Annotated in this window: 25 protein-coding genes, 1 tRNA gene and 1 rRNA gene; 17 read left to right on the top strand and 10 right to left on the bottom strand. The window is 36.9% G+C overall.

Features of this window, described 5'->3' with window-relative positions:
- Positions 1-290: 290 nt before the first annotated feature.
- Positions 291-366 (bottom strand) — tRNA-Ala (locus ACPUVN_RS18580).
- Between the two features lie 112 nt (positions 367-478).
- Positions 479-2,025 (bottom strand): 16S ribosomal RNA (locus ACPUVN_RS18575).
- Between the two features lie 799 nt (positions 2,026-2,824).
- Here ACPUVN_RS18575 and ACPUVN_RS18570 point away from each other — a divergent pair.
- Together ACPUVN_RS18570 and trmA are read left to right on the top strand one after the other, a co-directional pair.
- The gene (locus ACPUVN_RS18570; protein ID WP_426358834.1) at positions 2,825-3,277 is read left to right on the top strand and encodes an RNA recognition motif domain-containing protein; all 453 of its coding nucleotides are present in this window, start codon (positions 2,825-2,827) and stop codon (positions 3,275-3,277) included.
- 202 nt (positions 3,278-3,479) lie between these two features.
- Positions 3,480-4,574 carry a tRNA (uridine(54)-C5)-methyltransferase TrmA gene (gene trmA / locus ACPUVN_RS18565; protein WP_426358835.1) on the top strand — a complete coding sequence of 365 codons (1,095 nt, stop codon included), beginning with the start codon at positions 3,480-3,482 and terminating at the stop codon, positions 4,572-4,574.
- Here trmA and fabR read toward each other — a convergent pair.
- Positions 4,564-5,199, bottom strand: a complete 636-nt coding sequence (fabR, locus tag ACPUVN_RS18560; protein WP_426358836.1) for an HTH-type transcriptional repressor FabR — start codon at positions 5,197-5,199, stop codon at positions 4,564-4,566. The two genes, trmA and fabR, sit on opposite strands and share 11 nt — an antisense overlap.
- A 150-nt stretch (positions 5,200-5,349) precedes the next feature.
- Here fabR and ACPUVN_RS18555 point away from each other — a divergent pair, with 150 nt between their 5' ends.
- From ACPUVN_RS18555 to ACPUVN_RS18545, 3 genes are all read left to right on the top strand, one after another.
- Positions 5,350-6,468, top strand: a complete 1,119-nt coding sequence (locus ACPUVN_RS18555; RefSeq protein ID WP_426369617.1) for an acyl-CoA desaturase — start codon at positions 5,350-5,352, stop codon at positions 6,466-6,468.
- A gap of 60 nt (positions 6,469-6,528) precedes the next feature.
- Entirely contained in the window at positions 6,529-7,011 is a 483-nt protein-coding gene (locus ACPUVN_RS18550) for a histidine phosphatase family protein (protein ID WP_426358838.1), read from the top strand.
- A 179-nt stretch (positions 7,012-7,190) separates the two neighbouring features.
- The gene (locus tag ACPUVN_RS18545) at positions 7,191-8,192 is read left to right on the top strand and encodes a trypsin-like peptidase domain-containing protein (protein WP_426358839.1); all 1,002 of its coding nucleotides are present in this window, start codon (positions 7,191-7,193) and stop codon (positions 8,190-8,192) included.
- A gap of 151 nt (positions 8,193-8,343) precedes the next feature.
- Here the strand turns inward: ACPUVN_RS18545 and murA are convergent, their stop codons facing one another.
- From murA to mlaF, 7 genes are read right to left on the bottom strand one after another with little or no spacing between them, the layout of a single operon-like run.
- On the bottom strand, positions 8,344-9,603 hold the full coding sequence (gene murA / locus ACPUVN_RS18540) for a UDP-N-acetylglucosamine 1-carboxyvinyltransferase (protein ID WP_426358840.1): 1,260 nt from the start codon (positions 9,601-9,603) through the stop codon (positions 8,344-8,346).
- Positions 9,604-9,626: 23 nt separating this feature from the next.
- On the bottom strand, positions 9,627-9,884 hold the full coding sequence (locus ACPUVN_RS18535) for a BolA family protein (RefSeq protein ID WP_426358841.1): 258 nt from the start codon (positions 9,882-9,884) through the stop codon (positions 9,627-9,629).
- A gap of 47 nt (positions 9,885-9,931) precedes the next feature.
- The gene (locus ACPUVN_RS18530) at positions 9,932-10,231 is read right to left on the bottom strand and encodes an STAS domain-containing protein (RefSeq protein WP_426358842.1); all 300 of its coding nucleotides are present in this window, start codon (positions 10,229-10,231) and stop codon (positions 9,932-9,934) included.
- On the bottom strand, positions 10,231-10,929 hold the full coding sequence (locus tag ACPUVN_RS18525) for an ABC transporter substrate-binding protein (RefSeq protein WP_426358843.1): 699 nt from the start codon (positions 10,927-10,929) through the stop codon (positions 10,231-10,233). The genes ACPUVN_RS18530 and ACPUVN_RS18525 overlap by 1 nt, the downstream gene beginning before the upstream one ends.
- A 26-nt stretch (positions 10,930-10,955) precedes the next feature.
- Positions 10,956-11,426 (bottom strand): outer membrane lipid asymmetry maintenance protein MlaD, encoded by a 471-nt coding sequence (gene mlaD / locus ACPUVN_RS18520; protein WP_426358844.1) that lies wholly within the window; start codon positions 11,424-11,426, stop codon positions 10,956-10,958.
- A 44-nt stretch (positions 11,427-11,470) separates the two neighbouring features.
- Positions 11,471-12,247, bottom strand: coding sequence for a lipid asymmetry maintenance ABC transporter permease subunit MlaE (gene mlaE / locus ACPUVN_RS18515; protein WP_426358845.1), 777 nt, complete (start codon positions 12,245-12,247; stop codon positions 11,471-11,473).
- Between the two features lie 2 nt (positions 12,248-12,249).
- A complete protein-coding gene (gene mlaF / locus ACPUVN_RS18510) occupies positions 12,250-13,053 on the bottom strand; it encodes a phospholipid ABC transporter ATP-binding protein MlaF (RefSeq protein WP_426360515.1) in 804 nt (267 codons plus the stop codon).
- Between the two features lie 315 nt (positions 13,054-13,368).
- Here mlaF and ACPUVN_RS18505 point away from each other — a divergent pair, with 315 nt between their 5' ends.
- The 12 genes from ACPUVN_RS18505 (at position 13,369) to mgtE (ending at position 22,842) form a co-directional block, all read left to right on the top strand.
- Positions 13,369-14,343, top strand: coding sequence for a calcium/sodium antiporter (locus ACPUVN_RS18505; RefSeq protein WP_426358846.1), 975 nt, complete (start codon positions 13,369-13,371; stop codon positions 14,341-14,343).
- Between the two features lie 23 nt (positions 14,344-14,366).
- On the top strand, positions 14,367-15,329 hold the full coding sequence (locus ACPUVN_RS18500) for a KpsF/GutQ family sugar-phosphate isomerase (RefSeq protein ID WP_426358847.1): 963 nt from the start codon (positions 14,367-14,369) through the stop codon (positions 15,327-15,329).
- Positions 15,330-15,875, top strand: a complete 546-nt coding sequence (gene kdsC / locus ACPUVN_RS18495) for a 3-deoxy-manno-octulosonate-8-phosphatase KdsC (protein ID WP_426358848.1) — start codon at positions 15,330-15,332, stop codon at positions 15,873-15,875.
- Positions 15,872-16,438: an LPS export ABC transporter periplasmic protein LptC gene (gene lptC, locus ACPUVN_RS18490; RefSeq protein WP_426358849.1), complete on the top strand. Its 567-nt coding sequence runs from the start codon at positions 15,872-15,874 to the stop codon at positions 16,436-16,438. Before kdsC ends, lptC begins: the two co-directional genes overlap by 4 nt.
- On the top strand, positions 16,404-16,955 hold the full coding sequence (lptA, locus tag ACPUVN_RS18485; protein WP_426358850.1) for a lipopolysaccharide transport periplasmic protein LptA: 552 nt from the start codon (positions 16,404-16,406) through the stop codon (positions 16,953-16,955). Before lptC ends, lptA begins: the two co-directional genes overlap by 35 nt.
- 3 nt (positions 16,956-16,958) lie before the next feature.
- On the top strand, positions 16,959-17,690 hold the full coding sequence (gene lptB, locus ACPUVN_RS18480; protein ID WP_426358851.1) for an LPS export ABC transporter ATP-binding protein: 732 nt from the start codon (positions 16,959-16,961) through the stop codon (positions 17,688-17,690).
- A 54-nt stretch (positions 17,691-17,744) separates the two neighbouring features.
- The gene (locus ACPUVN_RS18475) at positions 17,745-19,256 is read left to right on the top strand and encodes an RNA polymerase factor sigma-54 (RefSeq protein WP_426369616.1); all 1,512 of its coding nucleotides are present in this window, start codon (positions 17,745-17,747) and stop codon (positions 19,254-19,256) included.
- 33 nt (positions 19,257-19,289) lie between these two features.
- Positions 19,290-19,577, top strand: coding sequence for a ribosome hibernation promoting factor (gene hpf, locus ACPUVN_RS18470; protein WP_426358852.1), 288 nt, complete (start codon positions 19,290-19,292; stop codon positions 19,575-19,577).
- A gap of 33 nt (positions 19,578-19,610) precedes the next feature.
- Positions 19,611-20,063 carry a PTS IIA-like nitrogen regulatory protein PtsN gene (gene ptsN, locus ACPUVN_RS18465; protein ID WP_426358853.1) on the top strand — a complete coding sequence of 151 codons (453 nt, stop codon included), beginning with the start codon at positions 19,611-19,613 and terminating at the stop codon, positions 20,061-20,063.
- 19 nt (positions 20,064-20,082) lie between these two features.
- On the top strand, positions 20,083-20,937 hold the full coding sequence (rapZ, locus tag ACPUVN_RS18460; protein ID WP_426358854.1) for an RNase adapter RapZ: 855 nt from the start codon (positions 20,083-20,085) through the stop codon (positions 20,935-20,937).
- Between the two features lie 18 nt (positions 20,938-20,955).
- Positions 20,956-21,231 (top strand): HPr family phosphocarrier protein, encoded by a 276-nt coding sequence (locus tag ACPUVN_RS18455; RefSeq protein WP_426358855.1) that lies wholly within the window; start codon positions 20,956-20,958, stop codon positions 21,229-21,231.
- A gap of 252 nt (positions 21,232-21,483) precedes the next feature.
- Positions 21,484-22,842 carry a magnesium transporter gene (gene mgtE / locus ACPUVN_RS18450; RefSeq protein ID WP_426358856.1) on the top strand — a complete coding sequence of 453 codons (1,359 nt, stop codon included), beginning with the start codon at positions 21,484-21,486 and terminating at the stop codon, positions 22,840-22,842.
- The last annotated feature ends 45 nt before the right edge of the window (positions 22,843-22,887 follow it).

Genomic DNA, 22,887 nt, shown 5'->3' with positions numbered 1-22,887 from the left:
CCTTACGGTTTTATCGGGTTGATTACATTTCCGAGGAGGAAACATAATCACCATTATTACTTCCCGATAAAAGAAGTAACAACAGCTTGGTATTTATAACGTACAAACAACAGCGCGACACCGTTGAGTGCTATATAAATACCGGTATTTATATCAGCTTTCCAGATTGTTAAAGAATCAATTTCCAGTACGCATTCGACTGAAAAATTTGGTTTAAAAAACCAAATTTAAACCATCTCATTTTACACGTTGAGATACGTTAAATTTGGTCTCTTTCTTTAAAGAAGAAGTGGTGGAGCTAAGCAGGATCGAACTGCTGACCTCCTGCGTGCAAGGCAGGCGCTCTCCCAGCTGAGCTATAGCCCCTTATATTGCTATAAGAGCTGTGCACTTCTTCAATTTCGTTATCAGGCAATTTGTGTGAACACTCAGAAAGTACATTTGCATGTAAATTCCATTAAAACGTTTTACTTCAAGATAAGGAGGTGATCCAACCCCAGGTTCCCCTAGGGTTACCTTGTTACGACTTCACCCCAGTCATGAATCACAAAGTGGTGACCGTCCTCCCCGAAGGGTTAAACTAGCCACTTCTTTTGCAACCCACTCCCATGGTGTGACGGGCGGTGTGTACAAGGCCCGGGAACGTATTCACCGTAGCATTCTGATCTACGATTACTAGCGATTCCGACTTCATGGAGTCGAGTTGCAGACTCCAATCCGGACTACGACAAGCTTTGTGGGATTCGCTCCACCTCGCGGTATTGCTGCCCTCTGTACTTGCCATTGTAGCACGTGTGTAGCCCATCCCGTAAGGGCCATGATGACTTGACGTCGTCCCCACCTTCCTCCGGTTTATCACCGGCAGTCTCCTTAGAGTTCTCGCCATTACGCGCTAGCAAATAAGGATAGGGGTTGCGCTCGTTGCGGGACTTAACCCAACATTTCACAACACGAGCTGACGACAGCCATGCAGCACCTGTCACTACTTTCCCGAAGGCACGAAACTATCTCTAGTAACTTAGTAGGATGTCAAGGGATGGTAAGGTTCTTCGCGTTGCATCGAATTAAACCACATGCTCCACCGCTTGTGCGGGCCCCCGTCAATTCATTTGAGTTTTAACCTTGCGGCCGTACTCCCCAGGCGGTCAACTTAGCGCGTTAGCTACGCCACCCACAGATCAAGTCTACAGACGGCTAGTTGACATCGTTTACGGCGTGGACTACCAGGGTATCTAATCCTGTTTGCTCCCCACGCTTTCGTGCCTCAGTGTCAGTCTCTGTCCAGGTAGCCGCCTTCGCCACTGATGTTCCTTCCAATCTCTACGCATTTCACCGCTACACTGGAAATTCCACTACCCTCTACAAAACTCTAGTTTGCCAGTTCAAAATGCAGTTCCCAGGTTGAGCCCGGGGCTTTCACATCTTGCTTAACAAACCACCTACGCACGCTTTACGCCCAGTAATTCCGATTAACGCTTGCACCCCTCGTATTACCGCGGCTGCTGGCACGAAGTTAGCCGGTGCTTCTTCTGCGAGTAACGTCACAGATATAAGTTATTAGCTTATACCCTTTCCTCCTCGCTGAAAGTGCTTTACAACCCGAAGGCCTTCTTCACACACGCGGCATGGCTGCATCAGGCTTTCGCCCATTGTGCAATATTCCCCACTGCTGCCTCCCGTAGGAGTCTGGGCCGTGTCTCAGTCCCAGTGTGGCTGATCATCCTCTCAAACCAGCTAGAGATCGTCGCCTTGGTAAGCCTTTACCTTACCAACTAGCTAATCTCACTTGGGCTAATCAAATGGCGAAAGGTTCCGAAGAATCCCCTCCTTTGGTCCGTAGACGTTATGCGGTATTAGCAGTCGTTTCCAACTGTTGTCCCCCACCATAAGGCATATTCCCAAGCATTACTCACCCGTCCGCCGCTCGTCAGCAGAATAGCAAGCTATTCTCTGTTACCGCTCGACTTGCATGTGTTAAGCCTGCCGCCAGCGTTCAATCTGAGCCATGATCAAACTCTTCAATTATAAATCGTTTGTGTAACCTCATCGCAAGCGATGTGTTACTGCTCAATGAATTCTGTCGTGTTACCTACATAAGTAGATAACTACATAAAACGTATGATTTGATATAAATATCAAATCATACTTTTTTGTGTGACATTCAACATAAGCTGTTTTACGTCTTCCTAAACACTGATATAAATACCAAGTAAAAAGGCCGACTATGTAAAATCAATCTTAATGTGAGTGTTCACACAAATTGCATGATAACTAATTGTTAAAGAAATATTCTCATTGAGAATAAAGAGGTTAATCGCATTCGTTAAGCTCTTGTTGCTGCAGGCCTTGCCTGAAGCGAGATGCGCATTCTACGCAACTCAGTTTTGATGTCAACAACTTTTTGAATTCTTTTTGATTTAATTTCAAATCAAATTCTAAGTTATCTCATGTCTAATTAATCAGTTAAGCTTAACTAAACAGTTCAAAACTCTCACTTGGCTTTCCATATTAAGTGAACTAAGTATTTCCTATACTTACCTTCTCTTGGTTCCCCTTAAGAAGTGGAGCGCATTCTAACGATCTTTTGATTCCAAGCAAGCTTTATTTCGTATTTTCTTTGATTTATTTGTTGTCTGCTCCTTTAATATACACTTTGGGTGTTTTTCTTACATAAACTCCCCGTTTTTGTTTATAACGAAAGTCTTTTATATACGTATTTCATTTAATTGAATAAAAATACCACTATATAGTTGCACATTAAAAAAAGCTGGGTAACATGGAATTGCATTTTATAAATTTAAAAAATAATAATTAGGTATTCATTATGAAATCCCCTCAAGTATCAACAGTAATTACTGCATTAGTTTTTTCAGGTTTAGCGTTCTTTATTTTTAGTTTAATAGAACCCACCCAAACAACAGTCGCTATCGCTATTTTCATTATTGCTTTAGTAAGTCCTTTAATAGGTACTACCAGCTCTTCGGAGAGTGTTGCTTCAGATGATGTTAAAACACTTTATGTAGGAAACCTTCCTTATAGAGCAAACGAAGCTGCGGTTAGAGAATTGTTTTCTACTGTTGGCCAAGTTCATTCGGTTCGTTTAATGAAAGATAAGCATACGGGTAAAAGACGTGGCTTTGGTTTTGTTGAAATGTCAGCGAGTGATACTGACAAAGCTGTTGAAACTTTAAATGACCAAGAGTTCCAACAACGTACTTTAAAAGTTAGAGAAGCTAAAGAACGTCCAGAGAAAGAAGCTGAAGGCGAAACAGAATAAGATTATTTCGCCTGCATAATCCTTGTGTAGGCGAATTACCCTCTCTCAGTATTTTCCTCATTATACTTATTTAAATTTAATTGATTCAATTTCACTTCTTCTCTTCATTCATCTATATCGCTGATTAACCATTTAACACTAGACAAAATAGTTACTCGCGCTAAAATCTGCCCTCATTTTAAAATCAGTATTAAGGTATGTCATGTTTAGTCATATAAATCCCAGTAATTATTCTCAGCAACTAGAGGATAAAAAGAATGACATTGCACAGTTATTTTCAAACTATGACTTACCTAGCTTCGATGTTTTTGAATCTGATCCTATCAATTACCGGTATAGAGCTGAATTTAGAACCTGGCACGAAGGTGACGATCTTTATTACATAATGTTTAATAGTGAAACTAAAGAGAAGTATAAAGTTGAATACTTCCCTGTTGCATCAGAACTTATTAATCAATGTATGTCTCAACTGTTAATTGAAATTAAAGATAATGAGCTGTTAAGACAACGTTTATTCCAGGTCGATTTCTTATCGAGTAAGAGTGGTGAGGTTTTAATTAGTCTTCTTTATCACAAACAATTATGTGAAGAGTGGCAAGTAGAAGCTGAGCAATTAATTGAAAGGTTATCGTCAATAGCGAAAATTAATATTATTGGTAGAGCTAGAAAACAAAAAGTGATCTTACATAAAGATTATTTGATGGAGAAGTTAACTGTAGGAGATCAGTCTTACATTTATCATCAAGTTGAAAATAGCTTTACTCAACCTAATCCCTCAGTTAATGAGAAGATGTTACTTTGGGCTCAAGAAGCAACGCTAGGTTCTACAGGTGATTTAATAGAGTTATATTGTGGTAATGGTAATTTTAGTATTGCCTTAGCAGAAAACTTTGACCGTGTATTAGGTACTGAGATTGCAAAGTCATCAGTTAAGTCAGCTCAAGTGAATATTGCAGAGAACAATATAGATAATATTAATATTGTTAGAATGTCGAGTGAAGAGTTTAGCCAAGCAATGAATAATGAACGTAAGTTCAGACGTTTAGAAGGTTTTGATTTAACCGCATACAATTATGATACGGTATTGGTCGATCCACCTCGAGCAGGTTTGGATCCAGATAGTATTGAGTTAGTAAGTCGCTTTAATAAGATTATCTATATTTCGTGTAATCCACATACGTTACATGAAAATCTATCTCACTTAGTTAAAACGCATAAAATTGAACAGTTCGCTTTATTTGATCAATTTCCTTATACCCATCATGTTGAAACAGGTGTAATTTTAACTAAACTTTAATATTAACTTTTAACAATTCTGTTCGACCATTAAATTCAGTAGCGCCTTTAGCAATAAAGCGTAGCTGCTGAATAGTTCGATTAGCTAGCTGTTGATAGTCTTTCGCATCTATATCTAAAGCATCGGATCCTGCACTGAATACAATAGTCACGGCAGCATTAGCTTGTAAATAAGCAACTTCAGCATCTAACTTATTCACTTGTTGCAAATAATCACATAACTCCATAGTGAAATAACGTATTTCTCGATTTACTGCTGCTCTAAATGCAGGTGAAGTTCCTGAACGTTCTCGTAATAATAATCTAAAGATATTGCCATTGTTCTCTATAAACTCCATAAAAGTAATTACAGATATCTGAATAACTGAACCACCTTTCTCTATTCTTTGGCGTGCTTGTCTCATTAACTGCCTAAGCGTTAGCCCAGCTTCATCTACCAAAGTAAGTCCCAATTCATCCATATCAGAGAAATGACGATAAAAAGAAGTGGGTGCTAAGCCCGCTTCTTTAGCGACTTCTCTTAAACTTAAACTAGAAAAGCTTTTGTCACTACTTAACTGACCTAATGCAGCATCAATTAACTGGCGACGAGTTTTTTCTTTTTGCTGGGCGCGAATACCACTCATTGATAAATAACCTAAATATATAGAGAATTGCAATTATAATACTATTAACTGTGTCTAATATACATATTCCACTTGACGTATGTACAGTGATGAATAAAAATAGTGTACACGCGTACGCTGAATCTTTATTACTATAGCTTGGAAAAATCCATGAATAAACCACCAATAATTTGGTTAAATGTTTTCGTTTTCATCATTACTTTTTTAGTTGCTGCAATAGCAGTGCCTTACAGAGCTATTACACATGGCTTTGATTCTGCAGAAATTATATTCACTATTCTATGCTTTATTTATTGTGGAATGTCGATTACCGCTGGATATCATAGATTATGGTCTCACAGAACTTATCAAGCGCATTGGAGCTTCCGTCTTATTTTCGCTATTGGTGGTGCTTTTGCTCTACAAAATAGTATTTTGCATTGGTCTTCTGATCACCGTGTTCATCATAAACATGTAGATAATAACGATGTGGATCCTTATTCAGCTAAGAAAGGGTTTTGGTATTCTCATATTGGCTGGATGATAAGACGCTATAATCCTGAAACTTACGCTGATTATTCTAATGTTAGAGATTTACAGAAAGATAAAATTGTAATGTGGCAACACAAAAATTATTTATTACTGTCTCTCCTTACTAATTTTGGTATCCCTATTCTATTCGGTGTTATTAACGGCGATATTTTGAATGCTATTTTACTTGTTGGCTTTCTACGTTTAGTTTTAAATCATCACACTACATTTTTTATTAATTCATTAGCTCATATTTGGGGTAAGCAAACTTACACTGATAAAAATACTGCGCGTGATAATGGCTTTTTAGCATTCTTTACCTTTGGTGAGGGTTACCATAATTATCATCACATTTTCGAAAATGATTATAGAAATGGTATTCGATGGTGGGACTTCGATCCTACAAAGTGGTTAATAAAGTCAGGTGAGTATTTAGGGTTAACATCTAACTTGAGAAAAACACCTCAGGAAAAAATTGAGAAAGCACGTATAAAAATGGTTTTACAAAAAAGCCAACGTAAGCTTAAGCATCATCCAAATGGTGATCAGTTACTTGAAGCTTTACAAACTGAATACGATGCTTTAATTTTAAAAATAAATGCGTTTTACGATGTTAGAAAAAATATTCTTACCGCTAAAAGAAATAACATGATTAAGAATGTTGAAGACTCAGATCTATTTTCACAATATAAAGAATTGAAAAACCACTTAATAACCCAACAAAAGAGTTGGCAAATGTTCTTAGCTAAATTAGCTTAATCCTTCAGGTTTAACTATCCTTAATGTTTTATTATAGTTAGCGGCACATAAGAGAGATTGATGAAATACCTATTCTTATTATTGATGTTAAGTTATCAATGTGCCGCAGCTAATACCCACCATATATTTCTAACCACTCAAGCAGAAACAGAGCATAAAAGCATTAACCCTGCCCTTTCACAATGTGGACGCTTAAGAGCTCATCAATTATCTACTTTATTAAGCTATTCGAATATAGAACGTGTATATAGTACAACTGAGCGTAGTGCGATGGAAACGGCTAACCCTTTAGCGAAACTGAATGGCATACCTGTAAAGATATTTACCGATAATCTCTTAGATAGCTTGGCTGTAACAGTAATGAAAGAGTCTAAAAATGTGTTAATAGTTGCCGAACAGGAGGCTGTAAAATTTCTTGTGGAATTTATCAGTAAGCATAAAATCCATCCCCCAGAAAATAATAATCATAAAATCTTGTATCAAATATCCATCATCGATGATCAAAAAATGATAACTATTTTAAAGCAACCTTTAGAATGTTAGCTACAGACCATCAAAATATAGTACTTTAAGCACCATACATTACTTCATTTATTTATTGTCGAGCATATTTTATGGTACGATTTAGCAAAGCCTAATTAGACTATAATCCATTGAAATTTATCTCATCTTTAAAATATATTATCCACTCTGCTTTTTATGGAGTCGTTATAGCTATTGCCTTGATTTTACTATTCCCACATTTAAGAGACAGTAGCTTTTCAGGTATCGAATTTTTTAATCCCCCGGAACCGGTAGTTCAACCTTTGTCTTATGCCAAAGCCGTTCAAAGTGCAGGACCATCAGTTGTTAATATTTATTCTGAAGAAATTCAAACATCTCAAGGATATGGCAGAAAAGCATCAAGCAGCATTAGCTTAGGATCTGGCGTTATAATGGATAGCGCGGGTTATATTTTAACTAACTATCATGTTGTTCAAAATGCTAATTCAATCATTGTATTACTTCAAACAGGTCAATCTCTTTCTGCTGAGTTAATCGGCTTTGATATCTATACCGATTTAGCTGTATTGAAAGTGAATGCGATTAATCTACCTGTGATTCCTCAGCGTGAAGGGTTGATCTCTCGTGCAGGTGATGTTGTATTAGCGATAGGTAACCCTCTTAATTTAGGGCAAACCATTACACAAGGCATTATAAGTGCTACTGGGCGTAATGGCGGAGGTTTAAGTATTACGAGTTATTTAGAGTTCTTACAAATGGATGCTGCCATTAATGATGGTAACTCTGGTGGTGCATTAATTAACACTAATGGCGAGTTAGTGGGTATTAACTCACGTAAATTTATTGATGAAAAGCATAACATTCAAGGTATCTTCTTTGCCGTACCTTATAAACTTGCTCATAAAGTTATGCAGAAGATCATTGCAACAGGAAGAGTAACGCGCGGTTGGTTAGGTGTTTCTACAAACTCAACCAAAGCGGGTGAAAAAGGTATAACGATTGCAGCAATAGATACTAACAGCCCTGCTCAAAAATCGGGTCTTCTACCAGGTGATACCATTTTAAAAATAGCTGATACAGCAATAACATCAGTTGCTCAGGCGCTTGATCTTGTTGCTGAAACTATCCCTGGAACTTCATTAGTGTTTAATGTATCTCGTAAGAAGAAATTGATGGATATATCTGTATTGATTGAAGAGAAAGTTGATACATTTAATTAGGGGCTGTTGATATAAAAAAAGGATAAGAGTTTAAAAACTCATTATCCTTTATTAAGAACTGCTTATTAAGGATCCGTAATTAACGATCCTTCATTTAAATCCGCTAACACGTTTACTCTTAGCAGCGAGTAAACGTTATTAGCTAAAGCTATTAAACACTTATACGTTTTATGTCAGCACCTAGCTTTGTTAATTTATCTTCTATTTGCTGGTAACCACGATCAATGTGATAAATTCTGTCTACTTGTGTCTCAGTAGTCGCCACTAAACCCGCAATAACCAAACTCGCAGAAGCTCTTAAATCAGTAGCCATAACTTGCGCTCCCGTTAAAGTATCAACTCCACAACTTATCGCTGTGTTACCTTCTAATGAAATGTTTGCGCCCATTCTTTGTAACTCAGGAACGTGCATAAAACGATTTTCAAAAATAGTTTCGGTTGTTGTAGCAGTACCTTCAGCAATTGCATTTAGCGTAACAAACTGTGCTTGCATGTCTGTAGGGAAAGCAGGATGAGGTGCAGTACGAATATTTACGGCTGTAGGTCTTTTATTCATCGACAGCTCAATCCAATCATCTCCTGTTTCAATCTCAGCACCCGCTTCTTGCAGTTTACTAAGAACAGCATCTAATGCTTTAGGATCGGTATTCAAACACTTAACTTTACCTTGCGTGACGGCTGCAGCAACTAAAAAAGTTCCTGTTTCAATACGGTCAGGCATAACAGAGTAAGACGAACCTTTTAATTCAGGAACACCTTCAATCGTTAAGGTATCTGTACCAGCACCCATAACTTTTGCGCCCATAGAGTTTAAGCAATCAGCTAAATCTACAATTTCAGGTTCTCTTGCTGCATTCTCAATAATAGTTGTTCCATCAGCTAAAGCTGCGGCCATCATCAAGTTTTCAGTACCTGTTACACTTACGGTATCCATAAAAATAGTAGCGCCCGAAAGCTGCCCTTCATTTTTAGCATTAATGTAACCATTTTCTACATTAATGTCGGCTCCCATCAGTTTTAAACCATGAATATGAAGGTTCACAGGTCGAGCACCAATAGCACAACCACCAGGAAGAGAAACTTCAGCATGACCAAAACGTGCCAGTAAAGGTCCTAACACCAATATTGATGCTCGCATGGTTTTAACTAGCTCATACGACGCTTTACAGTGATCAATCGTACTGGCATCAATTAGAATAGAGTTATCATCAACCCATTTAGCTTTAGCGCCTAACTGATTAAGTAATTTAATCGTCGTTTCGATATCGTTCAGTTTAGGAACGTTATGAAAAGTGATAGGCGTTTTAGATAACAATGCTGACATTAAAATAGGTAATGCCGCATTCTTTGCACCCGAAATTGTTACTTCGCCGCGTAGTGGATTACCACCGTTTATTTTAAATGCGTCCAATATATTCTTCTTTTAAATTAAATTTATAGAGGGAGATTAAACATTTTTTCACGCTGCCATTCGGTCGTGGTAAATGTTTTTATAGTTACTGCGTGTATAGCACCTTCTTTAATTGCTTCTGACAAAGGCGAATAAATTGTTTGTTGTTTTTTAACTCGGCTTAATTCACCAAGAAAATCAGCAATTGCGATAACTTTACATTGAGAGCCGTCAAATTTCACATGAAGTTCATCAAGTTCAACTGCATCGTTTATTAATTTTTCTATATCTGAATTTTCCACAGGACTACCTTAAGTATGTAATTACACTACTGTTAATTACATTTTTATTAAATGTTGGTTGGAAGGAATAAATCAACCGCGCTTAGTTTTGCTAATTTTATCAAATCTTGCGGGATATTGTGAAAACTTATTTCTGACTTTGTTTTATTTGCGGCTTCTACTAGGCATAAAAGCCAAGCAAGACCTGCGGTATCAATTTTATTGATACCCGCTAAATCTATAACAACATTTTTATTATGAAATGCATGCAATGTTTTCTTCTCGAAAGCAACATCAATAGTAAAAATTGAAAGCTCACCTTGAAAAACGGCTATGTCATTTTCATAAGTCCAATCTACACTTGTCATTAATTAATTCCGTCTTTAAAAACGATATCTTTGCTGCTTTTTTCTATCAGCATTTCAGTCACGTGAGGTAAACCTTTCTGACGAATAATACTCGCTAATTCGGCTTGCTTACTATCAAGTAAACTTACACCCTCAGCAACCATATCGTAAGCTCTCCATTCGTTCGTTTTTTTGTTTTTACGTACTCTAAATGAAATATTAATAGGCTCGCGACCTGGTTCAAGTACCGCAGTATTCACAGACACAATCTTTTCATTTTTTAATGTTTTAGCTGGCTCAAATGTCACTTCTTGTTGTTTGTATAAGGTAAATACTTGTGCGTAAGAAGTAATTAAGTAATCTCTAAAAACAGGTACAAAAGCTTTACGTTCTTTCTCTGTTGTATTTTTAAAGTTTTTAGCGCCAATAACTTTATATGCTGAATATTTATAATCAATATACGGCATCAATTCTTCATTCACTATGTCTTTAAGTAAGTTAGGTTTTACTTGAATTGCAGACTGCTCATTAGCAAAGCGCTTAAATGTTTTTTCAGCTACTTTTCTGATCATCAAATACGGGTTCTTCTTATCAACACGTTCACTTGCTTCAGGTTGATTATAAATGCTTACCGATTTTGCAGCAGATATGTTTACATCATTAGCTATAGCTGATGTCGCGATAAATAATGGTAATACTGTTAAAAATTTCTTAATCATAATAAACCTACTCTTACTCTTTCGAGTTAATCGTCGCTTCCTTGGCCGAATAAAAACTGCCCTATAAGCTCTTCTAACACTAACGCAGGCTTGGTATCTTCAATAAAATCGCCTGGTGCTAATGTTGCTACTGATTCATCAATAAATCCTGGTAATAAACCTATGTATTGTTCACCCAATAAACCTGCCGTTAAAATTGACACTGAAGTCGCTTCAGAAAATTTATTGTATTGTGCGTCTAAATCTAGTGTTACTACAGGCGTATAATCTTCCGCATCTAATGCAATATTACTTACTCTACCAACAAGAACTCCGCCGACTTTTATTGGTGAACGTACTTTTAAGCCACCAATATTGTCAAACTTAGCATAAAGTTGGTAAGTTTCTCCGCTACCTGAAAGTCCGCTATTCGCAACCTTTAATGACAACATTAATAAAGCTGCGATACCTAGAGCTGCAAATAGTCCAACCATTACTTCAATTTTTTTAGACAACATGTCTTTCACCAACCAATAATAAAAATGTAAATTCGTTATGTTTACTAATTAGTAAACATCAATGCGGTTAATACAAAGTCTAACGCTAAAACTAATAACGACGACTGAACAACAGTTTCTGTTGTTGCTTTAGCTATACCTTCTGACGTAGGTATACATTCATACCCTTTATAAACAGCTATCCAAGTTACAACAAAAGCAAAACATAAACTTTTTATGATGCCATTCATTATATCTTTACTGAAATCTACTTGTGATTGCATAACAGACCAAAAAGTTCCGCCATCAACACCAAGCCAATCAACACCAACAAGATGGGCACCTAGAATACCGACAGCTGAAAATATAGCAGCTAATAAAGGTAAACTAATAAAACCCGCCCAAAATCTTGGCGCTATAACTCTTCTTAAAGGATCTATAGCCATCATTTCTAAGCTTGAAAGCTGTTCTGTTGCTTTCATTAAACCTATTTCTGCTGTTAATGCAGAGCCTGCTCTACCTGCGAATAAAAGCGCTGCAACTACAGGGCCTAATTCTCTTAATAAAGATAAAGCAACCATAGGTCCTAAGCTTGCTTCTGCACCATATCCAACAAGTATTGTGTAACCTTGTAAGGCCAACACCATACCAATGAATAATCCAGAAACCATAACAATAACTAAGGATAAAACACCAACCGCATAAAGTTGATTAATAAGTAATGGTGTACCCTTTTTAACATTAGGAATATGAACCAAAGCTGAACAAAGCAAAATAATTGCTTTACCAAGACCAATTAATCGATTGATAACCTTACGGCCAAGTAATTGAAATATATTCATGTTTACAGCTCCTTGCCAATTAATTCATCACGATAAGGAGGCGCAGCATAATGAAATGGTACAGGACCATCAGACTCACCTTTGATAAATTGTTGAACAAGAGGAGATGTTTGCGCTGAAATTTCTTCAGGTGTTCCTTGACCTATAATTTTTTGTTCTGCAATGATGTAAATATAGTCAGCAATGCTCATGACTTCTGGTACATCATGAGAAACTACTACAGACGTTAAGCCTAGGGCATCGTTTAAAGCACGAATAAGCCTTACAATAACGCCCATCGAGATAGGATCTTGCCCCGCAAAAGGTTCGTCAAACAGTATTAATTCAGGATCTAATGCAATGGCGCGTGCTAAAGCAGCTCTTCTTGCCATACCTCCTGATAATTCATTAGGATTAAGATGACGAGCACCACGTAAACCAACAGCTTCTAATTTCATTAGTACTATTTTTTCAATGAGGTGTTCTGATAAGTTAGTGTGTTCACGAATTGGGAAAGCAATGTTGTCATATACAGACATATCGGTAAATAAGGCACCACTTTGGAAAAGCATACTCATACTTTTACGTAATTCGTAAAGGTCATTTCTGGAAATTTTAGGAATATCCTGACCTTTAAACATGATACTACCTGACTGCGGTTTTAGTTGTCCGCCAATCAATCTGAGTAACGTTGTTTTACCTATACCACTTGGGCCCATAATGGCCGTTACTTTGCCTTTAGGAATGGATAAACTAATATCATCATAGATGACACGTTCATCGCGTCTAAACGACATGTTTTTAATATCAACAAGATTATCTGACATATTATTAATGGGCATCACAGTTAATTAGTTTAAATACATTAGAATTCTAACCCAGCGCAATAAATACTTCATTAGAAATTAATGATTAAATATGTTTATCACAGGTTTAAAAGCTCGTTGAAGTGTAAATAATTGTAAGACTATTACAGAGTATTTCTGTGCAACCTACTTTTGTTAAAAATACATTATCTCACATTTGCTTAAAAAATTGGCTAATCATTAAGCATTATTGGAATTTTTATCGCTGATTCGATAAAATTTCTTTTTATTTCCTCCTCAACCAGCGACAATTTACACAACTGATGGGAGTCGTTAATGTTTATACAAGTTTTAATTTTATTGGTCGCTCTAGTGGTGCTCGTTTGGAGTGCTGATAAATTCGTATTTGGAGCTTCTTCGCTTGCGAGAAATTTAGGTATTTCTCCAATGATAATTGGTTTAACTATTGTTGCTATGGGATCTTCTGCTCCTGAAATGATGGTTGCGGCAACTGCGTCTCTTCAAGGTAATCCAAATACCGCGATTGGTAACGCCATTGGATCAAACATTACCAACATTGCTCTCGTTTTAGGCATTACAGCTTTTATGCAGCCTCTCACGGTTTCTTCAAGTACGATTAAACGTGAAATCCCACTTATCTTAGCAGTTACTGCTTTAGCTTATTGGATGTTAGCTGATTATAACTTCAGCTTTATCGAAGGTTTGATTCTCATTGTAGGTTTTTTTGCTTACATCATTACCTTACTTGTTATCACCTTAAGAAGATCTAAAACAGCTCCAGTTGATGATCCTATGATTTTAGGCGCAGAGAGTGATGTTCCAGACCCTGTAAGTACAGGAATGTCTGTCGTTTGGTTAGTTATAGGTATGATATTACTACCTGTGAGTGCTTCTTATTTAATTGATTCCGCTGAATTTATTGCTAAATCCTTTGGAATTAGTGACCTAGTTATTGGTTTAACAATCGTAGCTATTGGTACAAGCCTACCTGAACTTGCGGCAAGCATTGCTAGTATCCTTAAAAAAGAGGATGATTTAGCCTTAGGTAATATTATTGGTTCAAACATATTTAATATTTTAGCTGTTTTATCACTTACCGGGCTTATCGCTCCAGGTGATATTGATGCTCACGCAGCAACACGAGATGCTCCGATTATGTTGGGCATAACGCTATTACTATTTGTTCTTTGTTTCAGTAGAAATCGCGGTAGCTTCAGGATAACTAGGCCAAAAGGTTTGCTATTACTCGGTATTTTCGTTGCTTATCAAATATTACTTTTCTCTCAATAAAATTAGATTAACGAGACTATCTCATGAAACAATTTAAACAGCTTGCTATCAATGTTATTGATATTGAAAAACAAGCTATTGAAGAAATCAAACAATACATAAACGACGAATTCGAACTAGCCTGCCAATTAATGTTTGATTGTAAAGGTAGAGTTATTGTTATTGGTATGGGGAAGTCTGGCCATATTGGTGGAAAAATAGCAGCTACGTTAGCTAGTACAGGGACACCTGCTTTTTTTGTTCATCCTGGAGAAGCCAGTCATGGTGATTTAGGCATGATCACACAAGATGATGTAGTATTAGCTATTTCTAATTCGGGTGAAACTGAAGAAGTGCTTTCAATAATGCCAGTGATCAAACGCATTGGCAGCAAGCTCATAGCGATGACAGGCAATAGTAATTCAACTCTCGCCAGCATTTCAGACACTCATGTATGTATTAAAATATCTAAAGAAGCTTGTCCATTAGGTTTAACACCAACATCAAGTACAACAGCAACCTTAGTCATGGGCGATGCTTTAGCTGTTGCTTTACTTAACGCTAGAGGTTTTACCGCTGACGATTTTGCCTTATCACATCCAGGTGGTAGTTTAGGCAAGCGATTATTACTTAGACTTTCTGATGTTATGCACACTGATGAGCGTGTTCCTGTTGTACAAAGCACAGCAAAAATTAAAGATGCATTAGTCGAAATGTCATTAAAAGGTTTAGGCATGACTGCTGTTGTTACTAATAATAAGCTTGTGGGGTTATTTACTGACGGTGATTTACGCAGAATACTAGATCAAAAAATAGATATTCATCAAGATGAAATTACGAGTGTAATGACAGAGAATCCTACGGTAGCCTCAGCCGATATGTTAGCAGCTGAAGCATTAAAGGTAATGGAAGACAAAAAAATTAATGGTCTTATTATCGTAGATGAGAACAACACGCCAATTGGCGCAATGAATATGCATGTACTTCTAAAATCAGGGATCATTTAAATGAATACACTTTATGGAAATGTTTCAGATGAAGTTCTAAACAAAGCCAAAAATATAAAACTTTTTATATGTGATATCGATGGTGTATTTTCAGATGGTCGCATCTATTTAGGAAATGACGGTGAAGAGTTAAAAGCCTTTCATACTAAAGATGGATACGGAATAAAAGCACTAGGAGCAAGCGGTGTTGATGTTGCTGTGATTACAGGGCGACAATCCAATATAGTGCAAACCAGAATGACAGCGCTGAACGTAAAACACATAGTTCAAGGTGAAGAAGATAAACTACCTGCGTTAAAAAACATTCTAAACAAACTAAATTTAAAACCTGAACAAGTTGCTTATATTGGCGACGATATGCCTGATTATGAATGTATGGCTTATATCGGGTTAAGTATTGCAGTCAATGATGCTCACCCTCAGATTTTACAATTAGCACATTACACCACCTTCACTCGTGGAGGTTTTGGTGCTGTTCGTGAAGTGTGTGATTTAATTATGCAAACTCAAAATACACTAGCTAATGCAACTGGCGCTAGTATATGAATAGGCTTTACACCACAGCTTTATTTGCTTTATTAGTAGCCTGCATTGCTTACGGTTTAATAGAATGGAAGCAATCACATCAACAAATAATAAAAACGATAGATACAGAATTAACGCCCGACTTTATTGCTGAATCATTAAAAAGTAACACTTTTAGTGAAACTGGAGCGCTTTCTCATATTATCGATGCACAAAGAATGGAACATTATTCGGGTATAGAAGTTACTCACTTTGAATTTCCGAGCTTGACCTTATACCCAGAAAATAAAGATGTTCCATGGAAAATTAGCTCAAAAGAAGGCACACTGTTTAAAAACAATCGTGTAAGCTTAAAAAATAGAGTGAAGTTAGAATCTACGGATCCTGATAGCTTAATACAGCAAATTCATGGAAAATCGATTGAATTAGACTTAAACACAAACATTATTAGCTCAGAACAAGCCATCGTTATTTTAGGTAATGGCTTTACCGTGTACGGTTCTGGATTAATTGTTGATATAAACACCAAACAGATGACATTAACTGAACATGTGCAAACTATTTACCAAAAAACTCAAAAGTAGCTTATTAATTCTCGTATTATCGTCTTTAGCTAGCTCTACAGCTTTAGCTAAAAAGCTCGATATAAATCAAGAATTAAGTATTGATGCCAGCAAACAATCAGCGGATCTAAAAAATAAAATTTTTAGTTACATCGATAATGTAGTTATCAAACAAGGCACCCTAATTATTAAGGCTGACTTAGTACAAGTGATCACCGATGTTGATACAGGTGAAAAAACCTATATAGCTAAAGGAAAGCCAGCAACGTTTGAGCAAACATTAGACGATGGCAAGCCGATTAACTTACAAGCCAACGAAATTAGATACGAACCTTCTTTAAATACTGTGGTTATTTCAGGTAATGCATTATTACAACAAGACGGTAGTGAAGTAAGTGGTAGCAAAATTACTTATAACGCAGAAACAGAATATGTGAATGCTGAAAGTAATGAGAATGACAAAGTGAAAACAGTTATTCAGCCAAAAACTAAAACCAAAATAAACACAGACAAACCACTCGTTGAGGATATTCAATAAAGCATGGCTACCTCTACTCTAATTGCAAAAGGTTTGGCTAAATCATACAAAAGCCGTAAAGTTGTAAAAAATGTTGGCTTAACCGTTAACGCGGGTCAAATTGTTGGCTTACTCGGCCCAAATGGCGCAGGTAAAACAACCTCTTTTTACATGATTGTAGGTCTTGTACCTAACGATGAAGGCTCTATTGTTCTTAATGATGAAGATGTCACCTTATTACCTATGCATGAACGTGCTAGAAAAGGTATTGGTTACCTTCCTCAAGAAGCTTCAATTTTCAGAAAACTTAGCGTTTATGACAACATCATGGCCATTTTACAAACGCAAAAAGCTTTAAACCAAGTTGAACGCGAAGCAAAGTTAGAGCACTTACTAGAAGAGTTTAATATAGGCCACATAAAAGACAATTTAGGTATGAGTTTATCGGGTGGTGAGCGTCGCAGAGTAGAAATTGCACGAGCATTAGCCGCAGACCCTAAGTTTATATTATTAGATGAACCTTTTGCGGGTGTCGACCCTATCTCTGTAGGTGATATTAAAAAGATTATTCTACACTTAAAAGAACGAGGCATCGGCATACTCATAACAGACCATAATGTTCGTGAAACACTTGATGTATGTGAACATGCCTATATTGTAAGTCATGGTGAATTAATCGCAGAAGGTAATGCTGATGAGATACTTTCAAATCAACATGTAAGAGATGTATACCTTGGCGAACAATTTACGCTATAGTTATCAATAAGTATCAATAATGTTTATATGATTAATAGGATAAATAATACGTAGATGCGCCCTTCTTTACAACTCCGTATAGGACAACATCTAACGATGACACCTCAGTTGCAACAAGCAATAAAGTTGCTGCAACTATCAACGTTAGATTTACAACAGGAAATTCAAGAAGCTTTGGAGAATAACCCGTTGCTTGAAGTTGATGAGAGTTCCCCTAACTCTCAGGATAGTTCCGTTAATAATTTAGAAGATGCATTCTCTGCAAACGCAAAAGCGGATACAGATAAAGGCAGCACTGACGGTTCAGAAGACTCTACTCCCTCTATTGATGAAATATCAACGACTGAAGCGATGAGCAATACCGACATCCCCGAAGAACTTAATATAGATACCACATGGGATGAAAGCTACAGCGCAGGTATTTCTAATACAGGTAGTATTAGCTCTCCTTCTGAAGATTATACCTATCAAGGTGAAACCAAAGATTCTCTACAAGATCATCTTTTGTGGCAAATGGAACTAACTCCTTTTAGTGATACCGATAAAACCATCGCCATAGCCATTATTGAAGCTATTGATGAGTCAGGATACCTAACGGTTTCTTGTGAAGACATTCTCGATTGTGTTGGTATTGAAGATCTTGAATTAGACGAAGTTCAAGCCGTACTAAAACGTATTAATGTTTTTGATCCTGTAGGTGTAGGTGCACGTTCTGTTGCTGATTGTTTACTGATACAACTTAATCAATTTGATACCGCTACACCTTGGCTTAAAGAAAGTAAACAAGTTGTAAAAGAGCATATAGATTTATTAGGTAATAGAGATTACCGTCAATTAATGCGTAAAACGCGTTTAAAAGAAGATCAACTACGCGAAGTATTACGCTTAATTCAATCATTAGATCCTCGTCCTGGCGACAGTGTTGTTAAAAGTGATGAACAATACGTGATCCCTGATGTTTCCGTTGAAAAGAAAAATGGTCGCTGGGTAGTAGAATTAAACCCAGACACAGCACCTAAGCTTTCTGTAAATCAACAGTATGCATCGATGAGCCGCTCAATGAAGTCATCAAACGATACACAATATATACGTTCTAACTTGCAAGAAGCTAAATGGTTTATTAAAAGTTTAGAAAGTAGGAACGATACATTATTAAAAGTGTCAAATTGTATAGTGCAGCGTCAACAGGGCTTTTTTGAACATGGTCCTGAATCCATGAGACCTATGGTTTTAAATGACATTGCTGAAGCAGTAGATATGCATGAATCAACAATTTCTCGCGTAACTACTCAAAAGTACATGCATACCCCAAGAGGGATTTTTGAACTTAAATACTTTTTCTCAAGCCATGTAAGCACTGATAATGGTGGTGACTGTTCTTCTACAGCAATAAGAGAGCTTATTAAGAAACTTGTTGCCGCAGAAATTCCAGCAAAACCATTAAGTGATAACAAAATGGCAGAAATCCTTGCTGAGCAAGGTATCAAAGTCGCGCGTCGTACTGTCGCGAAATATAGAGAGTCATTATCAATACCGCCGTCGAATCAACGTAAGAGCTTAATATAATTTTCCAATATGACTAAAAGAGGACGTTAACTTATGCAAATAAACCTAACAGGCCACCATGTAGATATCACTAACTCTTTACGCGAATATGTTAATACGAAATTTTTAAGGCTAGAACGACATATTGATCAAATTAATAATGTATATGTAGTATTAACAGTTGAGAAAATAAACCAAATTGCTGAAGCAACTGTTCATTTAAAAGGTACAGAAGTTCATGCAACGGCAGACAATCAAGATATGTACGCTTCAATCGATGCTTTAATTGAAAAGTTAGATCGTCAAATTTTGAAGTACAAAGGCAAAACCGCAACCCATTAACTCAGTAGAATAAAGTAGGCTTTAGAAGTAATTATGACTTTGCAAGATATCTTATTACCAGATTGCACATGTTGTGCAATTTCTGGTTCTAGCAAGAAACGAATTTTAGACCAAATTTGCACCATAGCCTCCGACAAAATTTCTGAGCATAGTCCGTACGAGTTATTAGAAAGTTTAGTGTCTAGAGAAAAACTAGGCTCTACAGGAATTGGCAATGGCATTGCAATCCCTCATGGGCGACTGGCAAATGCTAAGTCTGTGGTTGCTGTTGTCGTAACTACTGAAACACCTATTGACTTTGACGCGATAGACAATAAACCTGTCGATATTTTTATTGCCCTATTTGTTCCCGAAGATGCTTGTAAAGAGCACTTAACGACTTTACAAAGTATTGCTAAGTTATTCGGCAATAAGCAAATAGCTAAGCAAGTTAGAAAGTGTCAAAGTAATGAAGAATTGTTCAAGCTTATCCAACAAAACACATAAAAAAGGATCGAACAGCTCAATGAAGTTAATTATCGTAAGTGGACGTTCAGGTTCAGGAAAATCAGTAGCCTTAAGAGTACTAGAAGATTTAGGTTACTATTGTGTTGATAATATCCCTGTAAATTTATTGCCTGCACTCGTGCATACCGTGATCAACGATTACGAAAATGTAGCGGTAAGTATTGATGTTCGTAATTTACCTAACAATCCTCAAGATGTTTCCGAAATATTAGATTACCTACCGAATACCGTTGATTTAAACATTTTATATCTGGATGCTGACGACAGTGATCTTATAAGACGCTTCAGTGAAACCAGAAGATTACATCCGCTAATTAAAAAGAATATAGCGCTTGATCAAGCGATTGCATTAGAGAAGAAGTTACTCGAGCCTATTTCAACACGTACAGGGCTTTATATTAATACTAGCCAACTATCTCCTCATCAGCTTGCCGATTTAGTCAGAGAAAGAATTCTCGGTAAAAAGTCAGGTTCTATGGTGGTAGTATTTGAATCTTTTGGTTTTAAGCATGGCGTACCACAAGATGCTGACTATGTATTTGATGCACGGTTCTTACCTAATCCTTTTTGGGATAAAGAACTAAAAACTTATACTGGATTAGATCAGCCAGTTAAAGACTTTCTTTCTAGCCAACCTATCGTTACTAAGTTTATTTGGCAAATTAATAGCTTTATGATGACATGGTTACCTCATTTAGAGCGTAATAACCGCAGCTATGTAACCATAGCAATTGGCTGTACTGGTGGTAAACATCGCTCAGTTTATATTGCAGAACTGTTGGCTAACAATTTAAGAAAAGAACGTGAAGACGTACAATCTCGTCACCGAGACATCACCATATCAAGTACATAAAATAAGAAAAACAACATTATGATCACATGCGAAAAAACACTTATTATCAGCAACAAACTTGGTTTACATGCAAGAGCAGCAACAAAGCTTGCTCAACTATGTCAAAAGTTCGATGCATCAGTTACTGTTTCGTTAAACGATAACTCTGCTGATGCCAGTAGTATTATGGGATTAATGTTGCTTGCAGGTAGCCAAGGAAAAAGCGTTACCGTAGTCACTGAAGGTGTTGATGCTAAAGCCGCTATTGATAGTATTTGTCAGTTATTCTCAGACAAGTTTGATGAAGAAGAATAATACTTATTATTTATACACCTAGCGCCAAATTCAATCATACCAACATAAAGAAAAAAGCTGATAAAACAATTGAGTTAGGATAGAATATTTATTATCAGTAGCCCCTAATACAGTCATATCCGATACAAATAACACGTACTATTTAATATTAATTTCATATAAATAGTTCAAAATTGATAATCGCAGACTTTACTTCAACTGAACTCAAATTACGGGCTGAGCATACCCACCTAATTCGTACATGAAGGGTTTATGGCAGAAATAGCAGAACAAGAATATAACCAACAAAGACTCCTCGAAGTTAATGCCGCTCTCAGCAGTGGTATGTTTGTGCATGTTCGAAAACTGCTACAGAAGATGCCAGCCTATGATCTAGCCCTTATTCTAGAATCATCACCACCAAAAACTCGTGCTATTTTATGGCAACTTATCGATAACGATAATCATGGTGATGTACTTGAAGAACTAAACGAAGAAGTACGTAAAGGCATACTTAAAAGTATGCGTCCTGAGAAGCTTGCTGCTCTTGCAGAAGGCATGGATGTAGATGATGTTGCTGAAGTATTAAGAACACTACCAGATAGTGCTTATCAAAATGTACTAAGCTCGATGGACTCGCAAGATAGAAGTCGAGTTGAAAAAGCCCTGTCTTATGAAGAAGACACAGCTGGCGGTATCATGAACACAGATACCATCACTATCCGCCCAGATGTTTCAGTCGATGTAGTATTAAGATACTTACGTTTAAAAGGTAAATTACCTGAATCCACCGATTCATTTTATGTGGTTGATCGACATAACAAATTCATAGGTTCAGTTTCATTATCTGTGATCATTACCGCAAAGCCTGATGTTATTATATTAACTTTAGTTAACGACGAGATTGAAGCGGTAAACGTTACAATGCGAGAAACTGAAGTTGCACAATTATTTGAAAGATATGATTGGTTTTCTGCACCCGTTATCGATAAAAAAGGTCATCTATTAGGTCGTATAACCATAGATGATGTTATTGATATAATTCGTGAAGAAGCAGAACATTCTATGATGAGTATGGCGGGTTTAGATGATGAAGCCGATACTTTCGCTCCTGTTTTAAAAAGTACACAACAACGCTCTATCTGGCTAGGTGTTAACTTAATCACCGCATTACTCGCGGTAGCCGTTACCAGTATGTTTGAAGGAATACTTGCCCAATTAGCTATTTTAGCTGTATTGAACTCCCTTGTACCTAGTATGGGTGGTGTAGCGGGTAATCAAACCTTAACACTTGTTATTCGTGGTATGGCGTTAGGTCATGTTGGTGACAGTAACTCTAAAACCTTATTACTTAAAGAACTCGCTGTCGGCTTTCTCAATGGTATTATTTGGGCTGTATTAATTGCAACAGTAGTTGCCGTTTGGAAGCAAGACTTCATGCTAGGCTTAGTTATAGCTTTTGCGATGTTAATGAATATGACTGCAGCAGGTCTCGCTGGGGTATCAGTGCCTTTGTTACTGAAACGTATGAACATAGACCCCGCATTAGCTGGCAGTGTTATATTAACCACAGTAACAGATGTTGTAGGTATATTTGCCTTTTTAGGAACAGCGACCCTACTACTGACTTAGCCAGAAAAAAAAGCGTGCTCACTTAATAGTGAGCACGCTTTATTT

Source organism: Pseudocolwellia antarctica, from assembly GCF_049933045.1.
Lineage (GTDB): Bacteria > Pseudomonadota > Gammaproteobacteria > Enterobacterales > Alteromonadaceae > Pseudocolwellia.
Note: the sequence above shows the minus strand (reverse complement) of the source record. Positions and strands in the feature narration are given on the sequence as shown.

Coding starts and splice junctions, on each gene's coding strand:
- ACPUVN_RS18570 (WP_426358834.1), top strand. CDS start 2,825: ATGAAATCCCCTCAAGTATCAACAGTAATTACTGCATTAGTTTTTTCA.
- trmA (WP_426358835.1), top strand. CDS start 3,480: ATGTTTAGTCATATAAATCCCAGTAATTATTCTCAGCAACTAGAGGAT.
- fabR (WP_426358836.1), bottom strand. CDS start 5,199: ATGAGTGGTATTCGCGCCCAGCAAAAAGAAAAAACTCGTCGCCAGTTA.
- ACPUVN_RS18555 (WP_426369617.1), top strand. CDS start 5,350: ATGAATAAACCACCAATAATTTGGTTAAATGTTTTCGTTTTCATCATT.
- ACPUVN_RS18550 (WP_426358838.1), top strand. CDS start 6,529: ATGAAATACCTATTCTTATTATTGATGTTAAGTTATCAATGTGCCGCA.
- ACPUVN_RS18530 (WP_426358842.1), bottom strand. CDS start 10,231: ATGACAAGTGTAGATTGGACTTATGAAAATGACATAGCCGTTTTTCAA.
- ACPUVN_RS18525 (WP_426358843.1), bottom strand. CDS start 10,929: ATGATTAAGAAATTTTTAACAGTATTACCATTATTTATCGCGACATCA.
- mlaD (WP_426358844.1), bottom strand. CDS start 11,426: ATGTTGTCTAAAAAAATTGAAGTAATGGTTGGACTATTTGCAGCTCTA.
- mlaE (WP_426358845.1), bottom strand. CDS start 12,247: ATGAATATATTTCAATTACTTGGCCGTAAGGTTATCAATCGATTAATT.
- mlaF (WP_426360515.1), bottom strand. CDS start 13,053: ATGTCAGATAATCTTGTTGATATTAAAAACATGTCGTTTAGACGCGAT.
- ACPUVN_RS18505 (WP_426358846.1), top strand. CDS start 13,369: ATGTTTATACAAGTTTTAATTTTATTGGTCGCTCTAGTGGTGCTCGTT.
- ACPUVN_RS18500 (WP_426358847.1), top strand. CDS start 14,367: ATGAAACAATTTAAACAGCTTGCTATCAATGTTATTGATATTGAAAAA.
- kdsC (WP_426358848.1), top strand. CDS start 15,330: ATGAATACACTTTATGGAAATGTTTCAGATGAAGTTCTAAACAAAGCC.
- lptC (WP_426358849.1), top strand. CDS start 15,872: ATGAATAGGCTTTACACCACAGCTTTATTTGCTTTATTAGTAGCCTGC.
- lptA (WP_426358850.1), top strand. CDS start 16,404: ATGTGCAAACTATTTACCAAAAAACTCAAAAGTAGCTTATTAATTCTC.
- lptB (WP_426358851.1), top strand. CDS start 16,959: ATGGCTACCTCTACTCTAATTGCAAAAGGTTTGGCTAAATCATACAAA.
- ACPUVN_RS18475 (WP_426369616.1), top strand. CDS start 17,745: ATGCGCCCTTCTTTACAACTCCGTATAGGACAACATCTAACGATGACA.
- hpf (WP_426358852.1), top strand. CDS start 19,290: ATGCAAATAAACCTAACAGGCCACCATGTAGATATCACTAACTCTTTA.
- ptsN (WP_426358853.1), top strand. CDS start 19,611: ATGACTTTGCAAGATATCTTATTACCAGATTGCACATGTTGTGCAATT.
- rapZ (WP_426358854.1), top strand. CDS start 20,083: ATGAAGTTAATTATCGTAAGTGGACGTTCAGGTTCAGGAAAATCAGTA.
- ACPUVN_RS18455 (WP_426358855.1), top strand. CDS start 20,956: ATGATCACATGCGAAAAAACACTTATTATCAGCAACAAACTTGGTTTA.
- mgtE (WP_426358856.1), top strand. CDS start 21,484: ATGGCAGAAATAGCAGAACAAGAATATAACCAACAAAGACTCCTCGAA.